This is a genomic window from Exiguobacterium sp. s128 (assembly GCF_018618815.1).
GTDB classification, from domain to species: domain Bacteria; phylum Bacillota; class Bacilli; order Exiguobacteriales; family Exiguobacteriaceae; genus Exiguobacterium_A; species Exiguobacterium_A antarcticum.
In genome coordinates this window covers 22,454-42,699 of record NZ_JACSMT010000001.1, presented here as the reverse complement: position 1 = coordinate 42,699, position 20,246 = coordinate 22,454, and the positions used below count along the sequence as shown (strand labels likewise).

The 20,246-nt window shown below is 44.3% G+C and carries 23 protein-coding genes and 1 pseudogene; 15 read left to right on the top strand and 9 right to left on the bottom strand.

What is annotated here, in order from left to right:
* Position 1: 1 nt before the first annotated feature.
* Positions 2 to 1,804, top strand: coding sequence for an oligoendopeptidase F (gene pepF / locus KNQ13_RS00235; RefSeq protein WP_014970844.1), 1,803 nt, complete (start codon positions 2 to 4; stop codon positions 1,802 to 1,804).
* A 176-nt stretch (positions 1,805 to 1,980) separates the two neighbouring features.
* On the opposite strand, the gene KNQ13_RS00230 is transcribed toward pepF, so the two are convergent.
* The gene (locus KNQ13_RS00230) at positions 1,981 to 2,772 is read right to left on the bottom strand and encodes a DsbA family protein (RefSeq protein WP_014970843.1); all 792 of its coding nucleotides are present in this window, start codon (positions 2,770 to 2,772) and stop codon (positions 1,981 to 1,983) included.
* A 91-nt stretch (positions 2,773 to 2,863) separates the two neighbouring features.
* Positions 2,864 to 3,439 carry a CYTH domain-containing protein gene (locus KNQ13_RS00225; RefSeq protein WP_026829920.1) on the bottom strand — a complete coding sequence of 192 codons (576 nt, stop codon included), beginning with the start codon at positions 3,437 to 3,439 and terminating at the stop codon, positions 2,864 to 2,866.
* A gap of 105 nt (positions 3,440 to 3,544) precedes the next feature.
* On the opposite strand from KNQ13_RS00225, the gene yjbM reads away from it, so the two are divergent.
* Genes yjbM through KNQ13_RS00210 form a run of 3 tightly spaced genes read left to right on the top strand, consistent with a single transcriptional unit; the run spans position 3,545 to position 5,905 of the window.
* Positions 3,545 to 4,195, top strand: a complete 651-nt coding sequence (yjbM, locus tag KNQ13_RS00220; protein WP_034774245.1) for a GTP diphosphokinase — start codon at positions 3,545 to 3,547, stop codon at positions 4,193 to 4,195.
* Positions 4,196 to 4,205: 10 nt separating this feature from the next.
* Positions 4,206 to 5,009 (top strand): NAD kinase, encoded by an 804-nt coding sequence (locus KNQ13_RS00215; protein WP_014970840.1) that lies wholly within the window; start codon positions 4,206 to 4,208, stop codon positions 5,007 to 5,009.
* Positions 5,010 to 5,026: 17 nt separating this feature from the next.
* Positions 5,027 to 5,905 carry an RluA family pseudouridine synthase gene (locus tag KNQ13_RS00210; RefSeq protein ID WP_026829919.1) on the top strand — a complete coding sequence of 293 codons (879 nt, stop codon included), beginning with the start codon at positions 5,027 to 5,029 and terminating at the stop codon, positions 5,903 to 5,905.
* Positions 5,906 to 5,950: 45 nt separating this feature from the next.
* Here KNQ13_RS00210 and KNQ13_RS00205 read toward each other — a convergent pair whose 3' ends face one another.
* Entirely contained in the window at positions 5,951 to 7,120 is a 1,170-nt protein-coding gene (locus KNQ13_RS00205; protein ID WP_014970838.1) for an FtsW/RodA/SpoVE family cell cycle protein, read from the bottom strand.
* Between the two features lie 144 nt (positions 7,121 to 7,264).
* On the opposite strand from KNQ13_RS00205, the gene fabI reads away from it, so the two are divergent.
* A complete protein-coding gene (gene fabI, locus KNQ13_RS00200) occupies positions 7,265 to 8,038 on the top strand; it encodes an enoyl-ACP reductase FabI (RefSeq protein WP_014970837.1) in 774 nt (257 codons plus the stop codon).
* Positions 8,039 to 8,169: 131 nt separating this feature from the next.
* Positions 8,170 to 8,373, top strand: coding sequence for a hypothetical protein (locus KNQ13_RS00195; protein WP_014970836.1), 204 nt, complete (start codon positions 8,170 to 8,172; stop codon positions 8,371 to 8,373).
* 2 nt (positions 8,374 to 8,375) lie between these two features.
* On the opposite strand, the gene KNQ13_RS00190 is transcribed toward KNQ13_RS00195, so the two are convergent.
* Positions 8,376 to 8,888 carry a YjcG family protein gene (locus KNQ13_RS00190; protein ID WP_014970835.1) on the bottom strand — a complete coding sequence of 171 codons (513 nt, stop codon included), beginning with the start codon at positions 8,886 to 8,888 and terminating at the stop codon, positions 8,376 to 8,378.
* 145 nt (positions 8,889 to 9,033) lie between these two features.
* On the opposite strand from KNQ13_RS00190, the gene KNQ13_RS00185 reads away from it, so the two are divergent.
* From KNQ13_RS00185 to KNQ13_RS00175, 3 genes are read left to right on the top strand one after another with little or no spacing between them, the layout of a single operon-like run.
* Positions 9,034 to 9,579 carry a phosphatidylglycerophosphatase A family protein gene (locus KNQ13_RS00185; RefSeq protein WP_026827879.1) on the top strand — a complete coding sequence of 182 codons (546 nt, stop codon included), beginning with the start codon at positions 9,034 to 9,036 and terminating at the stop codon, positions 9,577 to 9,579.
* On the top strand, positions 9,579 to 10,202 hold the full coding sequence (locus tag KNQ13_RS00180) for a phosphatase PAP2 family protein (protein ID WP_051590454.1): 624 nt from the start codon (positions 9,579 to 9,581) through the stop codon (positions 10,200 to 10,202). The genes KNQ13_RS00185 and KNQ13_RS00180 overlap by 1 nt, the downstream gene beginning before the upstream one ends.
* Positions 10,202 to 10,708: a hypothetical protein gene (locus KNQ13_RS00175; protein ID WP_026829918.1), complete on the top strand. Its 507-nt coding sequence runs from the start codon at positions 10,202 to 10,204 to the stop codon at positions 10,706 to 10,708. Before KNQ13_RS00180 ends, KNQ13_RS00175 begins: the two co-directional genes overlap by 1 nt.
* Before the next feature lie 65 nt (positions 10,709 to 10,773).
* Here the strand turns inward: KNQ13_RS00175 and KNQ13_RS00170 are convergent, their stop codons facing one another.
* From KNQ13_RS00170 to KNQ13_RS00155, 4 genes are all read right to left on the bottom strand, one after another.
* Positions 10,774 to 11,646, bottom strand: coding sequence for a DegV family protein (locus tag KNQ13_RS00170; RefSeq protein WP_014970833.1), 873 nt, complete (start codon positions 11,644 to 11,646; stop codon positions 10,774 to 10,776).
* 64 nt (positions 11,647 to 11,710) lie between these two features.
* The gene (brnQ, locus tag KNQ13_RS00165) at positions 11,711 to 13,036 is read right to left on the bottom strand and encodes a branched-chain amino acid transport system II carrier protein (protein WP_014970832.1); all 1,326 of its coding nucleotides are present in this window, start codon (positions 13,034 to 13,036) and stop codon (positions 11,711 to 11,713) included.
* Positions 13,037 to 13,313: 277 nt separating this feature from the next.
* The gene (locus KNQ13_RS00160; RefSeq protein WP_014970831.1) at positions 13,314 to 13,607 is read right to left on the bottom strand and encodes a hypothetical protein; all 294 of its coding nucleotides are present in this window, start codon (positions 13,605 to 13,607) and stop codon (positions 13,314 to 13,316) included.
* A gap of 251 nt (positions 13,608 to 13,858) precedes the next feature.
* On the bottom strand, positions 13,859 to 14,590 hold the full coding sequence (locus KNQ13_RS00155) for a hypothetical protein (RefSeq protein WP_014970830.1): 732 nt from the start codon (positions 14,588 to 14,590) through the stop codon (positions 13,859 to 13,861).
* A 121-nt stretch (positions 14,591 to 14,711) separates the two neighbouring features.
* Here KNQ13_RS00155 and KNQ13_RS00150 point away from each other — a divergent pair, with 121 nt between their 5' ends.
* Both KNQ13_RS00150 and KNQ13_RS00145 read left to right on the top strand, forming a co-directional pair.
* Positions 14,712 to 15,269: a GNAT family N-acetyltransferase gene (locus KNQ13_RS00150; RefSeq protein WP_014970829.1), complete on the top strand. Its 558-nt coding sequence runs from the start codon at positions 14,712 to 14,714 to the stop codon at positions 15,267 to 15,269.
* An 8-nt stretch (positions 15,270 to 15,277) separates the two neighbouring features.
* On the top strand, positions 15,278 to 16,006 hold the full coding sequence (locus KNQ13_RS00145; RefSeq protein ID WP_014970828.1) for an alpha/beta fold hydrolase: 729 nt from the start codon (positions 15,278 to 15,280) through the stop codon (positions 16,004 to 16,006).
* Here KNQ13_RS00145 and KNQ13_RS00140 read toward each other — a convergent pair.
* A pseudogene (locus tag KNQ13_RS00140) lies at positions 15,996 to 16,679 on the bottom strand (RNA-guided endonuclease TnpB family protein); the annotation flags it as partial. The gene KNQ13_RS00145 and the pseudogene KNQ13_RS00140 overlap by 11 nt on opposite strands.
* Before the next feature lie 403 nt (positions 16,680 to 17,082).
* Between KNQ13_RS00140 and KNQ13_RS00135 the strand changes: the two are divergent.
* From KNQ13_RS00135 to nadE, 4 genes are all read left to right on the top strand, one after another.
* Positions 17,083 to 18,174, top strand: coding sequence for a virulence factor (locus KNQ13_RS00135; protein ID WP_014970827.1), 1,092 nt, complete (start codon positions 17,083 to 17,085; stop codon positions 18,172 to 18,174).
* Between the two features lie 357 nt (positions 18,175 to 18,531).
* Positions 18,532 to 18,744: a hypothetical protein gene (locus KNQ13_RS00130; protein WP_026829917.1), complete on the top strand. Its 213-nt coding sequence runs from the start codon at positions 18,532 to 18,534 to the stop codon at positions 18,742 to 18,744.
* A gap of 95 nt (positions 18,745 to 18,839) precedes the next feature.
* Positions 18,840 to 19,313: a BsuPI-related putative proteinase inhibitor gene (locus tag KNQ13_RS00125; RefSeq protein ID WP_034773986.1), complete on the top strand. Its 474-nt coding sequence runs from the start codon at positions 18,840 to 18,842 to the stop codon at positions 19,311 to 19,313.
* Between the two features lie 34 nt (positions 19,314 to 19,347).
* Positions 19,348 to 20,163 (top strand): ammonia-dependent NAD(+) synthetase, encoded by an 816-nt coding sequence (gene nadE / locus KNQ13_RS00120; protein WP_014970824.1) that lies wholly within the window; start codon positions 19,348 to 19,350, stop codon positions 20,161 to 20,163.
* Positions 20,164 to 20,246: the final 83 nt, after the last annotated feature.

Here is a 20,246-nt window from a genome sequence, read left to right as displayed (position 1 = left end):
AATGGCAGAAGTATTAACACGAAGTGATGTCAATGTCAAAGAAACGTGGAACTTAGAATCCATTTACGAAACGAACGAAGCATGGGAAGAGGACTTTGAATCGGTCAAAGCGATGTTACCGTTACTCGTCGAGTACAAAGGACGTCTTGCACAGACAGATACAATTTTGTTCGAAGGGTTACAATTACGAGATGAGATTTCAAGACGTCTGCATAAGCTCTATACATACGCCCACATGCGTTACGATGAGAATACAGCGGATAGCTTTTATCAAGCGATGAATGATCGGGCTCGGACACTTGCTTCTCAAATCGGTGCCACGTTAGCCTTCATGACACCGGAGTTGTTAGAAGTCCCGGAAGAAACGATTGCTTCGTATCTAGACAAAAATCCTGATCTTGCGCTCTATCGTCATGCGTTTGACGAACTGAACCGAGAACGTGAGCATGTCCTGTCGGAAGCGGAAGAAGCGATTCTCGCAAAAGCGGGAGAAGTACTGGGTCAATCAGGAACGACGTTTGGTATGCTCAACAATGCTGACATGAAGTTCCCGAAAATCAAGGGAGAAGATGGAATAGAGACAGAATTGACACACGGGCGATTCATCACGTTCATGGAGTCGAAGGATCGTTCCGTCCGTGAAGCGGCATTTAAAGCGATGTATAGTACGTACGGTCAGTATACGAATACTTTGGCTTCGACGTTAGCAGGATCCATTAAAAAAGATAACTTCTATGCAGAAGTCCGTCATTTCAAAACAGCACGCGAATCAGCGTTACACGGAAATACGATTCCTGAACAAGTTTATGATGGTTTGATCGAAGCGGTCCATGAGCATTTGCCATTACTGCATCGTTACGTGGCCTTACGGAAACGGATTTTAGGTCTGGATGAGTTGCATGTTTATGATATGTATACACCACTCGTCAGTGAAGTCGAGATGAAGGTCACATATGAGGAAGCCAAACAATTGATGGTGGACGGTCTAGCCCCGTTAGGCGCTGAATATAAGCATATTCTAGAGGATGGCCTTGCGAAACGATGGGTCGATGTACGTGAAACACGTGGTAAACGGAGTGGCGCATACTCGTCAGGAGCTTACGATACGCAACCGTTCATCTTGATGAACTGGCAAGACAATGTCAACAACTTGTTTACATTGGCACATGAGTTTGGTCATTCCGTTCATAGTTACTATACACGTCAGAACCAACCATATGCGTATGGAGACTACTCGATTTTCGTGGCAGAAGTGGCTTCTACGACAAATGAAGCACTCTTAAATGATTATTTATTGAAACGTGTTACGGATAAAAATGAGAAACTTTATCTATTGAACAACCAATTGGAAACGTTCCGTGGTACGCTGTTCCGTCAGACGATGTTTGCTGAATTTGAACATCAGATTCATGAAGCAGCACGTCTTGGACAAGCATTGACTCCAGAATTCTTGACGAAAACGTATTATGCGCTCAATCAGACATATTTTGGTGATGGCATCGTACTAGACGAAGAAATTGGTTTAGAGTGGGCGCGGATCCCGCATTTCTACTACAACTATTACGTGTACCAATATGCGACCGGCATCTCTGCCGCTGCCGCATTGACATCACAAATTCTAGAAGAAGGACAGCCTGCTGTTGAACGTTACATCAACAATTTCCTAAAAGCAGGGTCAAGTGATTATCCGATTGAGGTCTTAAAAGCGGCTGGAGTCGATATGACGACAAAAGCCCCAGTCGAAGCAGCTCTTCGCCAATTTGAGCGGGTGTTAGATGAATTCGAAGCGTTACTTGGAGAATGACGAATTTGTGAATTTTTGAACAAAGTGCTGGATAAAATAGAACGGTCGGTTTATACTAAGAATGTGAAGAGAATCACATTCCCCTGATGGTTCTCTTTTTCCCCCATCCAGTGGTCATAAACAATAAAAAAAGCCGTTTTCGCGAGTTCTTAATCGCGGAAACGGCTTTTTTTAGGTTAAGCATGGGCAGAGTCTTTTAAATGACGCCATACTTTACCATCACAGTACGTGAGGGACACACATTTTTGCTGAAGCATTAATTTTTTTAACTCATGTTCCACTTGAGCTTCTGTTGCATCATAAATGAAGGCAATTTCAGAAGTCGTTGCTGTATCATACCGTCTCAAGAACTGTTCGAGAGGAGGTTTTGCCTGCTTCTCAAACGGTTGTTCTAACAATTCATTCAGAATCGATACATAAATCAAATATTCATAATGGCCTTCCGCCTTAATCGCTTCCTCATCCCCAACAAAAGCAAGTGTCGGGAGAATACGTACATCCCAATCCGTAACGAGCTCCGTTTCTTTTTCGAGCATCAATTGGATGGTATCTGATTCGATGTCACGATGGAATTCCGCTAAATCCAGACCAAATTCGGTTAAGGCTTCCGCTAAACGCATCAGAGAGGCACGTGAATAGGCACTTTCACCTTCGACATTATGCAACATGCGCAACCGGCGCATAAAACGCATGCCGAATGTTTTTCCTTGTAACTCAATCGCTTTTAAAATCAACAGTGGTGACATGTCACATGCTGATCGTGAAGGGGCACAGGGAATCGTCGCGATCGTCCGAAGACGGAATAAATGACCGTATTCTAATTCTAATTTCTTGAGAACGGGAATCAACCGTAAACCATCCGTTTGTGTGACGTCTAGAAAATGATAAATTTCTAGTGGTTTCGTCGGTTGTTGAATTGATGGTTCGTCCAATGAACAATATGATCCGTTGCATTGTTCGTGTTCCATCCGTTCACCCCTTTTCTATTAATATCGTTACCCTATTTTAGCAACGAAAAAAAAGAAAGAGCAAAGGTTTTGCTTGTACATTTCTACACGATTAACGTGTAAGCGCTTTAAGGTCCATGAAACGGACGATTTTATTTTTGGTTTCACGCGTAGGAATCCCATTCGATTCAAGCAATTCATGAAAAGCTTGTTTGCCTGTCGTATAGTCGGTTACTTCAAATTCAAGTTCATAATCGGTCACGCCTAAGTAGCGGCTTTTATCTAAGACGAGCAGTCCGGTGTCGAGTTGTTTCTCGAACCGCTCTGTTTCTAAACGACCTAAATGTTCAAGGGAAGTCGTCAAATTAAATTTCTCTAATTGTTGTTTCATTGCATTCGAATGGATGAGACCATATTGAAATAAGTCTTCGGCTTCTGTTTCCGACAGGGTAACGTGGGTTTCCAGTAATCCATCGTCTTTCGGTTCTTTTAAGGTCAAGACGAGACCTGATTTTTTTTCACGGATGCGTAGCGCGGCACCGTGACTCCGAAGTTCGAATGTCGGGGTATCAAAATAATCGTTTGCCTGCCAAACGGATGATCCAGATGTGTTATACCGTTCCATCAATCGTTGGTATTCCGTTTCGATTAAAAGATTTTTAAATTCAATTTCCATTTCTTGTCTCATTTGTGACCACACCTTTCTAGTTGAATGCTTGAAAATATGATACCATGAATGGTGTAGTGGAACGAATCGAACTAACAATTTAGATTAAAAGTGGTGACAATGACGATGACAAAAGAAAATTGGGACTTATTTCTCGCACCTTATCAAATCGCAGTGGATGAACTGAAAGTAAAATTAAAAGCCATTCGAAAACAATTTCAACAACGTGGGGAACATTCACCGATTGAATTTGTCACAGGACGTGTCAAACCTGTAAAAAGCATCTTACAAAAAGCAGAACGAAAAGCAATTGATATCGAGCTACTGGAACAAGATATGCAAGATATCGCCGGTCTGCGAATCATGTGCCAATTCGTAGATGACATCATCCATGTTTTAGAATTGTTGCGTTCACGGGGCGACTTCAAGATCGTCGAAGAACGAAACTATATAACGCAAAAAAAGGAAAGTGGGTATCGTTCGTACCACATCATCATCGCCTATCCGGTCCAAACGATTGAAGGAGAAATTCCGACGCTCGTCGAGATTCAAATCCGGACACTGGCGATGAATTTTTGGGCGACGATCGAACACTCGCTAAACTATAAGTACCAAGGTAATATTCCGGAAGAAACAAGAGAACGGTTGCGGCGCGCAGCTGAAGCGGCTTTTTTACTTGATGCGGAGATGAGCCAATTGAAGGTTGAGATACAAGATGCTCAAGTCGTCTTACACGAACGTGAAGCGACCGAAGCGAAGAATCGATCAAAAGAGTAGGAGGATGACGATGCGTTTTGCGGTTACAGCGCGGGGCGATGAACGTTCCCATATGCTAAAAGAACAGTTGGAACAGGCGTTAATTGAACGGGGAAGTCATCGAGACACCGTTACTCCGGAAATCGTCATCTCAATCGGTGGGGATGGGACGATGTTACAAGCCTTCCATTCCTATTTAGATCAAGTCGAAGAGATCACACTCGTCGGGATCCATACCGGTCACCTCGGTTTTTATGCTGACTGGCGACCGGAAGAAATGGACGAATTGATTCAACACATTGCAGCGAACAATATTGCAACTGTCGAATACCCGTTACTTGAACTATCGATTGACTATGCTGACGGGTCGACGAATAAATTGTTGGCATTGAATGAGTGTACGATTAAAAGCTTTAACCAGACGCTTGTATGTGATTTATCGATTCGTGGGGAGTATTTTGAAACGTTTCGGGGAGACGGTCTATGTATTTCCACACCGTCCGGCTCAACGGCATATAATAAAGCATTAGGTGGAGCAATCGTTCACCCGGCACTCGAGGCGATTCAAATTACGGAGATGGCATCGATCAATAACCGGGTGTATCGAACGATCGGGTCCCCGATGTTGTTGCCGAAACATCACGATGTCGAAATTCGACCCGTCAATCCGATTGATTTTCAATTGACGTATGATCATTATGCATCGATCGTCCATCAAAACGTCACATCGATTCGCTGTCGGGTCTCCGATAAAAAAGTGAAATTTGCACGGTTCCGCTCGTTCCCATTTTGGCAACGGGTACGTGAATCATTTTTAGAAGAAGATGGAAGTTAACTAAACGAGGTAACGTTATGGCATTTCAACTAGAAGAACAAGTCACAAAGCAGCAAGACGGGTGGAGTGTCGGTCATTTTTGTACGACCCGTCTGCATATTTCAAGGAAGATGCTTGTTTCGATCAAGCATCATGGTGAGATACTACGAAATGGCGAACATGTCATCGTCAGTGAAATCGTTCATGTGGGAGACCGGATTCACGTCCGATTTCCAGAGGAAGCTCCGGCACCTGACATGCATGCGACAAACGGGGAACTAGAAATTTTGTTCGAAGATGATTGGCTCTTGATCGTCAATAAACCACCGGGCATGGCATCGATACCGTCACGCCTTCATCCGGAACGGTCACTTTCGAATTTTGTACTTGGGTATTACCAACAACATCAGATACCGTACGCGATTCATATCGTCAATCGATTGGACCGGGACACGAGTGGACTGGTCGTTTTTGCAAAACATGCGCTTGCCCATCATCAATTAAGTAAGATGCAACAAACGGGTTTACTTGACCGACGTTACATCGCGTTGATTGAAGGACAAATCCTGCCGCAAACGATTAATCTTCCAATCGGACAAACCGATCACTCGTTCATGGAGCGAATGGTTCGAGAAGATGGTCAGCATGCCGTCACGCATATCTTAACAAGTGAACCACTGTCTGCCTTTTCTCGTGAATTGTCTCAACTGACCATCAAACTCGAGACAGGGAGAACCCATCAAATTCGTGTCCACCTTGCGGCTCTTGGTCATCCGTTAGTCGGCGATACGATGTACAAAGGAACACCTTTGATTCCACGGCAAGCCTTACACAGTGCGTCAGCGTCGTTTCCCCATCCGAGAACAGGAGAGGTAATGCGGTTTGAAGCCCCTTTACCGGATGATTTACGTCTGTAAACGAAAAAGAGTGAATTCCAACTATCGGAATTCACTCTTTGTTGATTAGTCTTCATCAAACATCGAAATACGAGATTGAGAAGCAATCGCCATGATCAGACCAAGTCCAACTAAGTTGACGATCATCGTGGATCCTCCGTAACTGATGAAAGGAAGTGGCAAACCGGTAATCGGTAAAACGCCCATCGTCATCCCGATGTTTTGGAAAATCTGGAATGTAAACATCGCGACATAGCCCGTCACGATGTACGTACCAAACGGATCGGCTGTTTCGAGTGCGATTTGAATCAACCGATAGATGAATAAGAACAAGATGATCAAGACGACAGCGGCTCCGATGAATCCATAGTGGGCCGAGATGGCCGTGAAGATAAAGTCCGTGTGCAGTTCTGGTACGGAAACTTGTAGTTTCCCATATCCGACACCAAACATCTGTCCGGAACCGATTGCATTAATCGACTGAACGAGTTGGTAGGAAAGGTCATCTGCATACTCAAACGGTTGTAACCAAGCCATGATTCGGTTCATGGCGTGTCCAGGGAAAAATGTTGCGAGTAAATCATTTTGGAAATAAAACAGATAAAAGAATCCGACGATGGCAACGGCAAATATGCCGAACATACCGAGTAACCATTTCCAGTTTAATCCGGAAAGTAACATCGCGCAGGCTAAGATGACGCAAAGAATCAATCCGATTCCTAAATCGGGTTGAATGATGATCAACGCTAACGGAAGCAATGTGATCGCGACCATCTTGATCAGCAATAATAAATCACGTTCATGTTGGACGTAACGGGCATTGTGTTCCGAGATGACCGCAGCTAGCGTGACGATCAGGAAAAACTTCATGAATTCGGCCGGCTGAACGGTTCCGATGACCGGAAACTGATACCAACCATAAGCCCCTTTGATGTTTGCGACTAAAGGAGTCCCCCGTAAGACGACGAGACCGATCAAGGAAAGGATGCCGGCGCCATACAAGTACCAGTGAAACCGCTTCAGTTGCTCGTAATCGATGAGGATGACGATGGAAAGTGCGATGAAGCCGATCACGTACCATTGAATTTGTTTTGCGGTAAAGTTGATTTCACTAATCGCTCCTTGCAAAAACGGTTGAGCGGTGTAGATCGCCAGAACGCTGATGACCATCAAACAACCGAGCAAAAAAAGCAATGTGTTATCATAACGTTGTGTAAATGATTTAAAACGGTTCATTCCATCCCTACTTTCTGTCTCTTTCTATATTACCGTAATTTATCAAAATCGCAATATCAAGAGCGATGGTTGACAGAAGCGTTACGTTTTTGTAACCTAGACATAGGTGTTATTACCAGGTACTAATTTAAGGGGGAACTCATAATGAATATTTATCCTTCACTTGAGGGGAAGACGTATGTTGTAATGGGTGTCATCAATCAACGATCAATCGCATGGGGCATTGCGCGTGCACTTGACGCAGCAGGAGCAAGTCTTGCGTTTACGTATGTCGGGGAACGTTTTAAGGCACCACTTGAAAAATTAGGGCAAGAGTTATCACGTCCCGCTTCATATTATACATGTGATGTCACGAGTGACGAAGAAATCGAACAGGTCTTCCAGACGATTCATGCGGATCACGGGCAGATTTCCGGGATTGCACATTCGATTGCGTTTGCAGACAAAGAAGCCTTACGCGGCGAATTTTCATCCGTGACACGCGAACAGTTTACACAAGCTCTTGATATTTCAGCGTTTAGTTTGACAGCTGTCGTCAAAGCGGCAAAAGACTTTTTCACGGAAGATGCGTCGGTCATCACGTTGACATATCTTGGTGGTGAAAAGATGGTTCCGAATTATAACGTCATGGGTGTCGCTAAAGCAGCGCTTGATGCGAGTGTTCGTTACTTAGCAGCAGAGTACGGGAAACAAGGTGTTCGTGTCAATGCGATTTCAGCAGGTCCGGTTCGGACGGTTTCTGCAAAAGGAGTCGGTGATTTCAATTCGATTCTTGAGAGCATCGAAGAACGTGCACCTCTTCATCGAAACGTCACGACAGAGCAGATCGGTCAAAGTGGATTGTTCTTACTTTCGCAGATGTCGAGTGGTGTGACAGGTGAAATTCTTCACGTCGATAGCGGATTCCATATCCTATAATAAGATCTAACTCACTCTAAAATCTTAACTTATCAGCTAAAGCCAGGGGAAACCTTGGTTTTTTTGTTTTTCTTGAAGATATTTTGGGAATAAGACAATAACAAGCTGAAGATGAAGGGGAGGGAAGTCATATGTATCAAGTAGATTTTACGGTTGTACAATATGTAAATCGTCAAGTCAGAGTCGATTTGGAGCGGAAAACAGAACCAGTCGCTCGCATCAACCCAATCAAATACGTAGAACCGCATCATGAGGAATTAGAAGAACAAGCAAATGCTTATGGCGTATTGCCTGAATTAAAACTTCCCGGTCGCACGTTCGACCGGGAAGTTTGATGTTATTGAGATGTGAAACGGAAAGTTTCGTATACACTCCATGAACCGTTGTCCAGTTCATACAGAAGGGCCATTTTCGTGACATCTTCTTGGAAACGGATATCTTCCATCTTTAGACGTTCGAGCACATCAAATAACTCGACGTCCGATAAATCTTGTCCAATCGTGATATGAGGCAAGAAGTCATATTTTGGTGTATGCGCGAGATCACCAGCATGTAGTGCTCGGTGAAGTTGTTCCAGCTCATCCGTCGGCATGACTTTTAAGAACAAGACATTATTTGTCGGATGGAAAGAACGTGCTCCTTGGATATGAAGGGAGACTGGTTTTGTTTGCGCAGCTACTCTGTTGAGTGCAGCAACAATCGTTTCGAGCTCGGCATCGTCGACACTGATCCGCTCTCGCATCGTAATGTGTGGTGTGATTAACGCATACTTGGAATCGTACCGTTTCCGGTATGAGTTCGCAAAATCTTGAATCTGTTTCGATGGAAACAAAACTACCCCGATGTTCATCGAAAATCCCCTACTTTCCCCTGAAATGATAACGCTTTACAGGATAATCATGACCGATTATCCGCTTGATGTCAAAGAAGTTTGAGGAGAGAATAGGAATCCGTGTATACTTATGAAGAACTTTGTCAGAGAGGTGGTTTTTGTCATGAAAGAAAAAGCACATTCAAAAGAAGTCAAACAAGCAGCAATCGATAAACTGCATGAACGAGGGGTAACGATTCATGCGATTGCTGAAATCGTCTACCAGATGCAGGCTCCGTATACGATTGAATTAACACTTGAAACGTGTGTCAGTTCAGTCGAACGTGTCCTTGAAAAACGTGAACTCCAACATGCAATCCTCGTCGGAGCGGAACTGGATATCTTAGCGGAAAAAGGGTTGTTATCTGAACCCCTCCTATCAATCATCCGCAGTGATGAAGGACTGTTTGGCGTAGATGAGACGATTGCAATCGGTGCCGTCAACACGTACGGATCAATTGCCGTGACGACGTTTGGGTATCTGGATAAAGCAAAAATCGGCATCATTAAAGAACTGGATACAAAAGTGGATGACGGTCGAGTCAACACGTTCATGGACGATATCGTCGCTGCAATTGCTGCGAATGCGTCCGGACGACTGGCACACCGTTTGCGTGATAAGGAAGACTACTCGGCAGAAGAGCTGGAACAGCGAAAGGGCACGTATTGATGAAAGTAAATCAGCGGGTATTAATCGTCGCAGGAATCGTACTCGTTCTTTTTTTAACGATTGCGTTATCAATTCGCCTGACCGGTTACTTTTTGTTTGATGCACAATTATCTAATGAAATGGCAGAACGCGTCCCAGGGAGCTATGTGTCGTGGTTCACTCAAATCGGATCAGGCGTCGGAGCCGTGACGATCACGAGCATCCTTGCGATTATGAGCTACTTAATTTGGCGTGATAAAATCGGGAGTATTTGGTATTTCGTGACCTGCCTATCTGTAGGTATGTTAAATCAAGTCGTGAAATTAATTTTTGTCAGAGATCGTCCGTCACTTAATGACTTGGTAGGAGGCGTTGGCTATAGCTTTCCAAGTGGACACTCGTCGATGGCATTTGCCGTATACGGAGGATTCATCGTCCTTGCATGGCGCTTTTTAAGTCGAACAGGACGGATTGTCGTCAGCACAGTCTGTACCTTGATGGTTCTTGCAATGGGGTCTTCAAGAATTATTTTGAACGTCCATTACTTCTCTGATGTGCTCGGAGGCTTTTTATTCGCTGCCTTCGTCCTCAGCTTGTCGTATGCCTTCGTAGCACCGAGACGAAAAAAGGAGATTTATAATTAATGTTATTACTTGATATTGACACTAGTATTTTGTTTGATGAAGCAACGATGCAAACGATGGACCAACCGACCTTGCTCGTCGAGCGGATGGACGGAAACAAACGGTTCATGACGATGCGGGCGCATTTACGTCTGAAACGATTAGTGGAGATCAACCAAGTGATTCCTGTTACGAACCGAACAGTGGAGCAATTCAAACAGCTTGAATTGTTTCAAATTGATGCGAAACCGAAATGGGCAATCCTTGAGAAGGGCAAGCTTTTATTAAAAGATGGAAAACCGGATAAACGATATACGAACTGGTTGCGACAACAGCAACAAACAACTTCCTTGGATACAATCTTAAGTTATCTAGAAGAAGTGGAGCACTTAGCATGGTCGGTCTATCCAGCTGAAGCATGGACCGAACGAATAAATCGAAAGCATCAAACAATCCATCATGTAGCAGACGAAGCTAAAATGCTCGACGACGTGTTTAAAGACGTTCAAGCTGAAGCTACTCGTTAGGAAAAATGATAATCCAAAAACCCCTCTTTGCCGTCATTAATAGACGGCAAAGAGGGGTTTTTGGGTTAAAACGGAACAGTAATGTCGTCAAACCAAAAGACACCAACTGTTTCCGATCCAGCATGAGTCAAAATGGAAGGACCGAATTGTGTGATTTCAATGGAGAGTTGTGGCAGTTTAGCCTGAATCGTGTCCCGCAACTGTTCAGCGGCCGACAAGGCGAGCGTATGACCGATATAGAGGGTCTGTTTGTATAAACCGGATCGTTCCACCTGTGAGACGATTTCTGATGTCATTTCATGAAACGCTTTTTTGATCGAGCGAACCTTCTTGAAGGGAACAAGTTTACCGACTTCGTCGAACTTGACAATCGGTTTGATGTTCAGCATGTTTGCGAGTAAAAACTGGCTGCTCGAGACACGACCACTTCGGCGCATCGTCTCCATGTTACCGATGATCAAATAGAAATGGGACTGATGTTTGAATTGATCCAAAACAGCCATCACTTCTTCTGGTCGTTTACCGGCTTGAGCTAATTGCATGGAAATACGCAACATTTCTTGTTGATTGGCACCACCTGTATAAGAATCGACCGCATACAGTTTAAATCCGACGGCATCTGCAGCGGCGACAGAACTAGCATACGTTCCGCTTAAGCCACTTGTGATGTGTACTGCATAGGCATAATCATAACCTTCAGCCTGCAGACGTTCGTAGAGTTCGACTAACTCACCAAAAGAAGGTTGTGAAGTGGTTGGGACAACGGAAGAATCTTGACGCATCTTTGCATCAAGTTGTTCGACTGAAAGATCAACGTATTCACGATAGGATTCTCCATTGATGATGATTAACGTTGGTACTACGTGGACTCCGATTTTTTCTGATTCCCCCGGTGGGAAAAAAGCCATACTATCGGTAATCCAAGCGATCTTATCCATTAAAGCGACGCCTCCAGTAAAAAGTCATTTTGTTCATCATACCATAGCGATGAAAGCGGCATCACTAGCCAATACGCTTTTCAGGAATAGAATCTTTAGAAACGTGTCCAATCGATGAACTGATGACGAATGTAACTAAAACGGGCAAAAGCCAAGCTAAATTTTGTTCGGTCAGCGGAAAGATCTTGTAGATAGTAATCAAGATCCCCGGTAAGACCTTTAAAGAGGTTAAGGCGCTTAATAACGAAAATAACGCAGTCACGAATAAAGTCGTTCGGTAAACGAGTGATGGTCTTTTTAGGAATGAACGGATGAACGTCAATCCGATTAAGACGATGACGATTGGATAAAGGAACATCAACACAGGAACAGCGATGGTGAGTAACGTGTTGAGACCGAAAATCGAGATCGCAAAACCTAGCACGGTCGTAAGTGTTCCAGTGATGGGGAGCGAAAGTCGACTTGAGAACGACATCAAGTATTCAGAAAAAGCTGTGACGAGACCGACGGATGTCGTCAGACAGGCGAGTAAAATGGCGATTCCTAAAATAATCAGACCAATCGTTCCAAACGTATTATCGGCATATTGTTGCAATAAAGAGGGTCCATCGACGGATCCAACGGCACCAAAACTGTTTCGGCCGATGAATCCGAGTCCGGTATAGACAAGAATCAGTGATACGGCAGCAATTAAACCAGCTCTTGTGACTGTTTTTAACTGGACCGTCCGATTCTTCAGACCACGTGCGTGTAACGTATGCAAGATAATCACTCCGAATACGAGTGCGCCTAAAGCGTCAAGTGTCAAGTATCCTTGCAGGAATCCTTGAATAAAGGCATCTGTAAAACTAGCATAACCCGGTGCCGGTTGTTGGACAGTAGACAAGGGGTTCATGATACTGCTAATACTTAGCGTGGCAAGTGCGACAAGCAACAACGGTGTGATGAATCGGCCGATGATATCAAGCAACTTGCCCGGTTTCAGGACAAGGTATAACGTCACTAAAAAGAAGAGCGAAGAAGAAATCATTAAACTCGTCTGGCTTGGTCCACTTAAAAACGGGACGACACCGAGCTCATAGGTGACGACAGAAGTCCGGGGAATTCCGAAAAACGGACCGATGGCGACATACAGCGCAAATGTCAATAAAGCGCCGACGAATTTAGGCAACGGATTTGCAAGCGTACTGATCCCCCCGCCGACCCAGGCGACGGCAATTAATCCGACTAACGGCAATCCGACACCAGTGACGATAAAACCGAGCATGGCGGGTAAAAATTGTGTGCCCGCTAAAGCACCGAGCTCAGGAGGGAAAATTAAGTTACCGGCTCCAAAAAATAAAGCAAAAATCATGAATCCTAAAGCGAAAATATCTTTTCGGTTCAACATATATATTACCTCCTGTTTTTCAATAATCTCATACACTATACCATTTGCTAAAAAGTGATGAAAGAATTTTTAGAATATTCATTTCTTTAAGAAGCTACTTTTTCATGGGAGTCGTCAATTCTTTTACTGTTAATTTTGCAAGACTAACATGACGTGGACGATTCCTCAACAGAAATTGCCAGACAAAAACGCCCTCTTAAAGCCAGAGTTTCCTGACTTATGAAGAGGACGTACGCAACAAAGTAATAGACACATGGTAAACTAGAGGAACAAGTATTCAGCTAGATGCCATGAAACGACCTTTCTTTTGTCGTCTCAATTTATGGAGTAGCCAAGCGTGAACGACTTCGCACGATTGACGAGGGAGGGTCAGTTCCACTAAAGGTTCCTGTTGCTGACCACGGATAATGAATAATCCTGTTTCTTCATCAATTGGTGAAATAGTCATTGAGCTCGCTTCATTCAAGGACACTTTCAGTTCGCCCGTCGTGGCATCCTTTAACTTCAGAATGTTCCCGTTCGTCGCAAACTTGGTGAATGAACCGATTCCGTTCACTTTTAACTGATCCATGCTAAATTCCTCCTTCGGTTAATACATTGCTGAAATAAATCATAAGAAAAACCGTACCAATTTCTAACTTCCAAAAGGTTAATCTTATTATAACGAAGTCTACTCAAGATGCCAGCTTTAATTTATGTGAAAATTCAAATGATTCAGTAATGTTATCGTCATATAAACGATTGGACAAAAAATGAGGCGGAGCTCTCGTCAGAAAGATATGAAAAAAGCATCTTGTCATGGAGCGACGAAGATGCAGAGGATCATTGTAACTCAAAAATCCAAGCTTTTTTACGGTGAATCAGTTCACCACGTTTTACAATCGATTCTTTATTTGTATCCAGGTCTTCTTTTAAGACCGTCATATCTTCGTATCTTCCGGCGACATAAACCGGAATGGTGATTTGTCGCGTGAACACAGACTGTTTAACGTTCGCAAAATCAATCAAAACGCCTTCATGCAGCAAATGACGAAGGTTGATGATGATTTCGGCAGTGAGAGGAGAAGCAGACAGAACACGGAATTCCCGTCGGATTTTTCGTTGGATTAGTAAAGAGAGGGCATGTTCGATCTGAGACCAGTCTTTTAAGTAGACCGTAGCTTGGACACTGTCTTGTTCGCTGAAGTAGGCCCACTCGTTGCCGACGGATGAAAGGAACGGACTAGGCATACCACGTTTCATATGCATCAAAAATAGCAATTCCGCGATTTCGACGTCTGTTAATGTGTCGAGTGAATGCGAAGAACGAATATCGATGGTACTCAAGGGGGAGCGTTCGACATCGATCGATTGGGCAAACTGTTCGACTTCGTGTCCTTCGACATAATGAAAAGAAGTTCGGAAAGATTGTTTAACGGATTTGAAGGCTGCCCCTGAAACGAGTAGCGGACGTTTTGAATCGATAGACAGGATAAAGTCAGAAAACGAAACACCAGACATCGTCAATCGGTGGTTTTCCGCATCTTCATACAAGTAGAGTAGTGAACTAGACATGATAGGAAACTTCCTTCCTTGATAAGTAACTTCGTTATTTCAATAGTAGCAAAACTTCCGGAGAGCGAAAAGGATATTTCCCTTTGAAAACGGGCATAATATAAAAAAGAGGTGATAGGGTATGTGGGGATTACGAAAACCATTCCCGGAACTGAAAACAGAACGTTTTATTTTAAGAGAGTTAGAAAATAAGGATGCGCGTGATTTGTTTAAAATCTTATCAGATGATGACGTGATGTATTATTATGGATCCGATCCATTAGTCACCGTATATGAAGCCAAAAACGTCATCAGTTATTTTAAAGAACAGTTTACGCAAGGTAAGGCAATCCGATGGGCGATCGCCGATCAGGAGACCAATCAATTAGTAGGGACGATTGGGTTTCACAATTGGTTGACCCAATACCATCGTGCAGAAATTGGATTTGAGGTTAGCCAAGAGTATTGGCAACAAGGGGTAGCTTCTGAAGCAGCACGTGCCGTGTTGACTCATGGATTCGAAGATTTCGCTTTGCACCGAATCAGCGCCCTCGTCGCACCTGAAAATATTGCATCCAATGCACTCGTGCAAAAGTTGGGATTTCAAGCAGAAGGACTGCTTGAAGACTATGCATACAGTCACGGTCGGTTCATGGATTTAACGATTTACCGCATGCTTGCATCGGAATGGAAAGGATGACTAGTTGAATGTCAAAAAAATCACTTGTCTTATTACACGGATTTGCTGGAGGAACTGATTATTTTAACCGAGTCGAAGCGCGACTTCGCTTATCGTTTGATGTGCTTGTACTCGCATTACCGGGACACGAAGGGGAATCGGTCGGACCGGATACAATCGAAGGGTTTGCGACATGGGTGATGAACGACTTGGAACGAAGAGGGATTGAGCAACCGATCTTAATCGGGCATTCGTTTGGTGGATACATCGTCGCATCAATTGTCGAGATGTATGCTGAAAAAATTTCTGGTTTTGGATTAGTCTACTCGACCGCAAAAGCAGATACGGAAGAAGCAAAACAAAAACGAAATCAAAACATCAACCGGGTGTCAGAAATCGGGGTTCGTGAATTCGTTGACGGTATAGTACCTGGACTGTTCGCAGAAGATGCGGATCCGATGATTGTCTCGGAAGCAAAAGAACTCGGATACATGATGACTGTCGAAGGGGCAATCCGGGCATTAGCTGCGATGCGGGATCGAAAAGATTTAACGGATGCGTTGAGTCAAGCGAAAGTCCGTGGTGTGATCGTTCATGGTACAAAAGACCCCTTGATTTCCGAAGCAAGTGCCTTTGCGCCTCAAAATGATCAGATTATGTTCCGTTCGACAAGCAGCAGTCATATGGGGATGTTGGAAACACCGGATGCTTTTTGTGACATCATTGAAGAACGGTTTTCTCAGGAAACCTCTTTTTAAACGTACGATTAATGCGTTCTGCTTCTTGTTTGAGATTCAGTCCTGCGTTCACATCACGGTCGTTCTTGTATACCGTGCCATCCGACAGGATGGCGAAGTTCTTGAGTCCGACGTCGACGCCGACGGATGAACCGGTCTTCGGCAGTTCGTTGATCTCCTGCTCGACGAGCAGGGAGACGAAGTATTTGCCTGAAGCGTTACGTCGGATCGTGGCGTTCAAGATACGGCCTGTGACCTGTTTCGAGTGGGCGAAACGAACCCATTTCAGCTTCGGAAGTTTGAGCTGGTTGCATCCAATCGAGACTTCAGGAAGCTGGTTTTTGCCTTGGATGTTGGTCTTGTACGACTGGACGGGATGGCGCTTGGACTTGAATCGAGGGCGTTCGTTCTGTTTCTTGAAGAAGCGATCAAACGCATCGGCAAGGTGTTTGACGCTGATCTGAACAGATGTACTATCGACTTCCTTCAACCAGTCGAACTCCTGCTTCAACAAAGGAATTTCTTTGGAACAAGAACCGTAGGACAGTCCTTTTCCAGTGGTCTTGTACGTTTCATCCCACTTCGCCAAGAAGTGGTTGAAGACGAAGCGCGAACACCCGATCGTCTTCGCGATCAGGATTTCCTGCTCTTTTATGGGGTAGATTCTGAATTTGTAGGCCTTATGCTTCAACACCATTTTTCACCTCCTTCCAAGGGAATATACCCGAAAGGCAGGCTGGCGAGAATACTCCCACTTTCACTTCGTTTAGAAGTGGGCGTATTCTCGCCTAATTTTGATAAAAGGAATCACTCTTTCTTTCGCGCGCTTTCTTCAGGTGAGACACAAGCCGGCTTCGCTGTCCTTGATGGACAGGAAACGGGTCCGCATAATCTTGCACTTTTCCTAGGAGCCGCATGAAGCGAGTGGTCCCCTTTCAACGAGACGCGGGTGGCGGATTTAACATCTGCCACCCACGTCTGTGTGGAGAATGGATTTTGAGTCAATCCTATCTTTTTTTGAAACCACGCAGCGAAGAAAAGCGTTTACGTTGCAATTTGAAGTGAATTTCTGAATGATGAATGGGGGAGGGATCAAGATGAAGATTATAGCAATCGAACCAACACCAAGTCCGAACAATATGAAAGTAATCGTCGATGAGACATTTTCTGAAAAAGGCCAAACATTTGAACATCCGGTTGGTGCGCCAGAGCATATCGTAAAGTTACTGGACATACCAGGCATCAAATCGGTCTACCAGGTGAGCGACTTTTTAGCCGTCGAACGTTTTCCGAAATATGATTGGCGAACACTTGTCATTGAGATTCGTCGTACGTTTGGCGAAGTGCTCAGCGATGTCGAACAACACGAAACAGATGCAGCGTTTGAACCTGTTCATTTATTCGTCCAGTTTATTTTAGGTGTCCCGATGCAACTGAAAGGGGTCAAAGGTCTGGAAGAAAAACGACATGGTCTACCTGAACGATTCCGGGAAGCGGCTTTATTCGTTCAACCCTATGTCAAAAACGTCATCAGTGATCGTCGGTGGGTCGAGCAAGCACCACGTTATGGGGATTTAGATGATAGTTTAGCTGAAGTCGCGCAAGAAATTGAAGTGGCGTACCCTCAGGAGCGAATTGAACGCTTAAAAACGATTGCTTCCGGAGAAGAAGTGACGTTTGATGGGGAAACATTAACTTCATCTGATTGGAAACAACGATTTGCAGCACTGGATGAGTTACCAATCAATCTAGCATGGGTACCTGCCTACGCTAAAATGCTCCAGGATGAAAAAATGCAAATCCGAAGACAGGCCGTCGTCAAACTCGGAATGTTTGAAGAGAATCGACTGGAGTTATTGGAATACATCACGAATGCGCTGCACGATCCGTCGAGCAGCGTACGTCGAACGGCCGGGGATACGATTTCCGACTGGGCGTTACCTGAAGCGGAACCAATGATGATTGAGGCGCTGACTGATAAAAACAAATTAGTGCGTTGGCGAGCAGCACGCTTTTTATTCGATGTTGGGACAAAACAATCGATTCCTCGATTAACGGAAGCGGTCCAAGATCGTGAATATGAAGTGGCGCTACAAGCTGAATTGGCGTTGGCTCGAATCGAGAGTGGGGAAGAAGCACTAGGAACGGTTTGGCAACAAATGAATCGAATGACTGGTGAAGGTTCATGAGAACTTGAAAAAAAGAGCGTAAGAAGAACCATTCGACAAAATAACGCATAGGTTGTCTAGGTATATTTTCCCTATCGCTTAAGAAAAATGGGAAAATATGAATATTATTTTGTAATGGTTTTGAAACGGAATTGAAATGTGTTGATAAAACGCCAATTTTAAGATGTATTTGCCAACTAATTGAATGTGTAAAAAAATGGTTGTATCTTTTGTAATAAAGTTTTGACACGAAATGTCGAATGAGAATTTCCTGATGTTTGTACCGGTTTGATAAAGTGAAATCACAATAACTGATTCGATTTCAAACAGCTGTTTTGGTTTGACTGACATCTGACATAACAAAGGAGATTCGGGGATATGATACTTTTTGCTGAAACAGATTTAGCGGTAGGATACAAAGAACGGACGGCGACAGGTATATTCGTGACGATCGAAACAATGGACAGTCGGACGATCACGCTCGTCGCACCAGCGACTGCGACGGACGCGATTTGCGACGAATTGTTCGTGACGGGGATCGAACAATTGTTTTCGATGACAAAAGCGAGTGTAACGATTCCAGTTGCCTAACGTAAGAAGCCAAGAGGTAGGATGAGGTCAAACCTCATCCTACCTCTTTTTTGTGCTAAAATCGGCAGTAGAAGAAGTAGGGAGGGGGCGTTGTCTTGAAATGGATAACCCGGTTATCCTGTTTATGTGTACTGACATTGATCATGGTTGGTTGCAGTCAGCAAGAACAACAGAAGCAGGTTGGACAAACGACACAAGACGCTGCCTTGGAGCAACCAGTTGAAATCACGGTATCTGCAAAGCAGACGAAGCCGACAGTGGTGGAAGCAATCGTGTTGTTGAAGAATCCTAACGATGAGGATCTGACAATAACGTTTCCGACATCCCAACGATTTGAATTGATTGTCGAGGATGTAAACCAAAAAGTCTTGTACACGTTCTCACAAGAACAGGTATTTACCCAAGCGATTGAACAGGAACGTTTTGAAGCACTGGAGACAAAACGTTACGAAGTGAAAATTGAACTTCCCGCTTCGAGTAACCCGGCAAAAATCGTGGCCTCAACGATTCGACAGGTGGACGGTGCGGCTACATCCGTTATAACGGATCAAAATGAAATCACAAAATAAGCTAAGACAAACGCTGAAGGAGAGTGACGGTTTCATGCAACAGGAAATCATTCAAGTGACGGGAGTCAAACCGGTCATCGTAGCTGAAGACGAAATGAAACAACGGATTCAATTTTTAAAGGAGTATCTTGTACACACGGGAGCAAAAGGGTTTGTGCTCGGGATTTCAGGTGGACAAGATTCATCATTAGCCGGACGTTTATGCCAGCTTGCAGTCGAAGAGTTACGAGAAGAGATGGAGCGAGACTATCAATTTTATGCCGTCCGTTTGCCACACGGTCAACAACAGGACGAGTCAGATGCGCAACTCGCTTTATCGTTCATCCGACCGGATCACGCGCTACGTGTCGATATCAAACCGGCCGTCGCTGCCTCGATGGCTTCATTCGAACAAGTGACGGGGCAAGTTCTGTCGGATTTCAGTAAAGGAAATACAAAAGCCCGTGAACGGATGAAGGTGCAGTATGATTTAGCAGCACACTTCGGTTGTTTAGTCGTCGGGACGGATCATGCAGCAGAATTCGTGACCGGATTCTACACGAAACATGGAGATGGGGCCTGCGACTTGACGCCATTGACGGGACTGAATAAACGGCAAGGAAAACAATTGTTACGTCATTTAAAAGCACCTGACGGATTGATTGAGAAAGTGCCGACAGCTGATTTAGAGGACGATCAACCAGGATTGCCGGACGAACTGGCTTTAGGGATGACGTACGATGAAATTGATGATTACTTGGAAGGGAAGCAGATTTCAGCGGAAAGCCAAGCTAAACTAGAAGCACAATATAAACGTGTAGGTCATAAACATCATATGCCTGTCTCACCGCTCGACACATGGTGGAAATAAGTCATACCACATAGGAAACGATAGCTGCGTCAGCTGTCGTTTTTTTCGTCTGAAATCGGGAAAAGAACTACAAGGTTAGACAA

What these genes read in the sequence shown, in the direction of transcription:
- KNQ13_RS00180 (WP_051590454.1), top strand. Translation starts at nt 9,579, where the DNA reads ATGAAAGTAAATCAGCGGGTATTAATCGTCGCAGGAATCGTACTCGTT.
- KNQ13_RS00155 (WP_014970830.1), bottom strand. Translation starts at nt 14,590, where the DNA reads ATGTCTAGTTCACTACTCTACTTGTATGAAGATGCGGAAAACCACCGA.
- KNQ13_RS00185 (WP_026827879.1), top strand. Translation starts at nt 9,034, where the DNA reads ATGAAAGAAAAAGCACATTCAAAAGAAGTCAAACAAGCAGCAATCGAT.
- KNQ13_RS00230 (WP_014970843.1), bottom strand. Translation starts at nt 2,772, where the DNA reads ATGGAACACGAACAATGCAACGGATCATATTGTTCATTGGACGAACCA.
- KNQ13_RS00215 (WP_014970840.1), top strand. Translation starts at nt 4,206, where the DNA reads ATGCGTTTTGCGGTTACAGCGCGGGGCGATGAACGTTCCCATATGCTA.
- pepF (WP_014970844.1), top strand. Translation starts at nt 2, where the DNA reads ATGGCAGAAGTATTAACACGAAGTGATGTCAATGTCAAAGAAACGTGG.
- KNQ13_RS00195 (WP_014970836.1), top strand. Translation starts at nt 8,170, where the DNA reads ATGTATCAAGTAGATTTTACGGTTGTACAATATGTAAATCGTCAAGTC.
- KNQ13_RS00205 (WP_014970838.1), bottom strand. Translation starts at nt 7,120, where the DNA reads ATGAACCGTTTTAAATCATTTACACAACGTTATGATAACACATTGCTT.
- KNQ13_RS00135 (WP_014970827.1), top strand. Translation starts at nt 17,083, where the DNA reads ATGAAGATTATAGCAATCGAACCAACACCAAGTCCGAACAATATGAAA.
- brnQ (WP_014970832.1), bottom strand. Translation starts at nt 13,036, where the DNA reads ATGTTGAACCGAAAAGATATTTTCGCTTTAGGATTCATGATTTTTGCT.
- KNQ13_RS00130 (WP_026829917.1), top strand. Translation starts at nt 18,532, where the DNA reads ATGATACTTTTTGCTGAAACAGATTTAGCGGTAGGATACAAAGAACGG.
- nadE (WP_014970824.1), top strand. Translation starts at nt 19,348, where the DNA reads ATGCAACAGGAAATCATTCAAGTGACGGGAGTCAAACCGGTCATCGTA.
- fabI (WP_014970837.1), top strand. Translation starts at nt 7,265, where the DNA reads ATGAATATTTATCCTTCACTTGAGGGGAAGACGTATGTTGTAATGGGT.
- KNQ13_RS00190 (WP_014970835.1), bottom strand. Translation starts at nt 8,888, where the DNA reads ATGAACATCGGGGTAGTTTTGTTTCCATCGAAACAGATTCAAGATTTT.
- KNQ13_RS00160 (WP_014970831.1), bottom strand. Translation starts at nt 13,607, where the DNA reads ATGGATCAGTTAAAAGTGAACGGAATCGGTTCATTCACCAAGTTTGCG.
- yjbM (WP_034774245.1), top strand. Translation starts at nt 3,545, where the DNA reads ATGACAAAAGAAAATTGGGACTTATTTCTCGCACCTTATCAAATCGCA.
- KNQ13_RS00170 (WP_014970833.1), bottom strand. Translation starts at nt 11,646, where the DNA reads ATGGATAAGATCGCTTGGATTACCGATAGTATGGCTTTTTTCCCACCG.
- KNQ13_RS00210 (WP_026829919.1), top strand. Translation starts at nt 5,027, where the DNA reads ATGGCATTTCAACTAGAAGAACAAGTCACAAAGCAGCAAGACGGGTGG.
- KNQ13_RS00145 (WP_014970828.1), top strand. Translation starts at nt 15,278, where the DNA reads ATGTCAAAAAAATCACTTGTCTTATTACACGGATTTGCTGGAGGAACT.
- KNQ13_RS00175 (WP_026829918.1), top strand. Translation starts at nt 10,202, where the DNA reads ATGTTATTACTTGATATTGACACTAGTATTTTGTTTGATGAAGCAACG.
- KNQ13_RS00225 (WP_026829920.1), bottom strand. Translation starts at nt 3,439, where the DNA reads ATGAGACAAGAAATGGAAATTGAATTTAAAAATCTTTTAATCGAAACG.
- KNQ13_RS00150 (WP_014970829.1), top strand. Translation starts at nt 14,712, where the DNA reads ATGTGGGGATTACGAAAACCATTCCCGGAACTGAAAACAGAACGTTTT.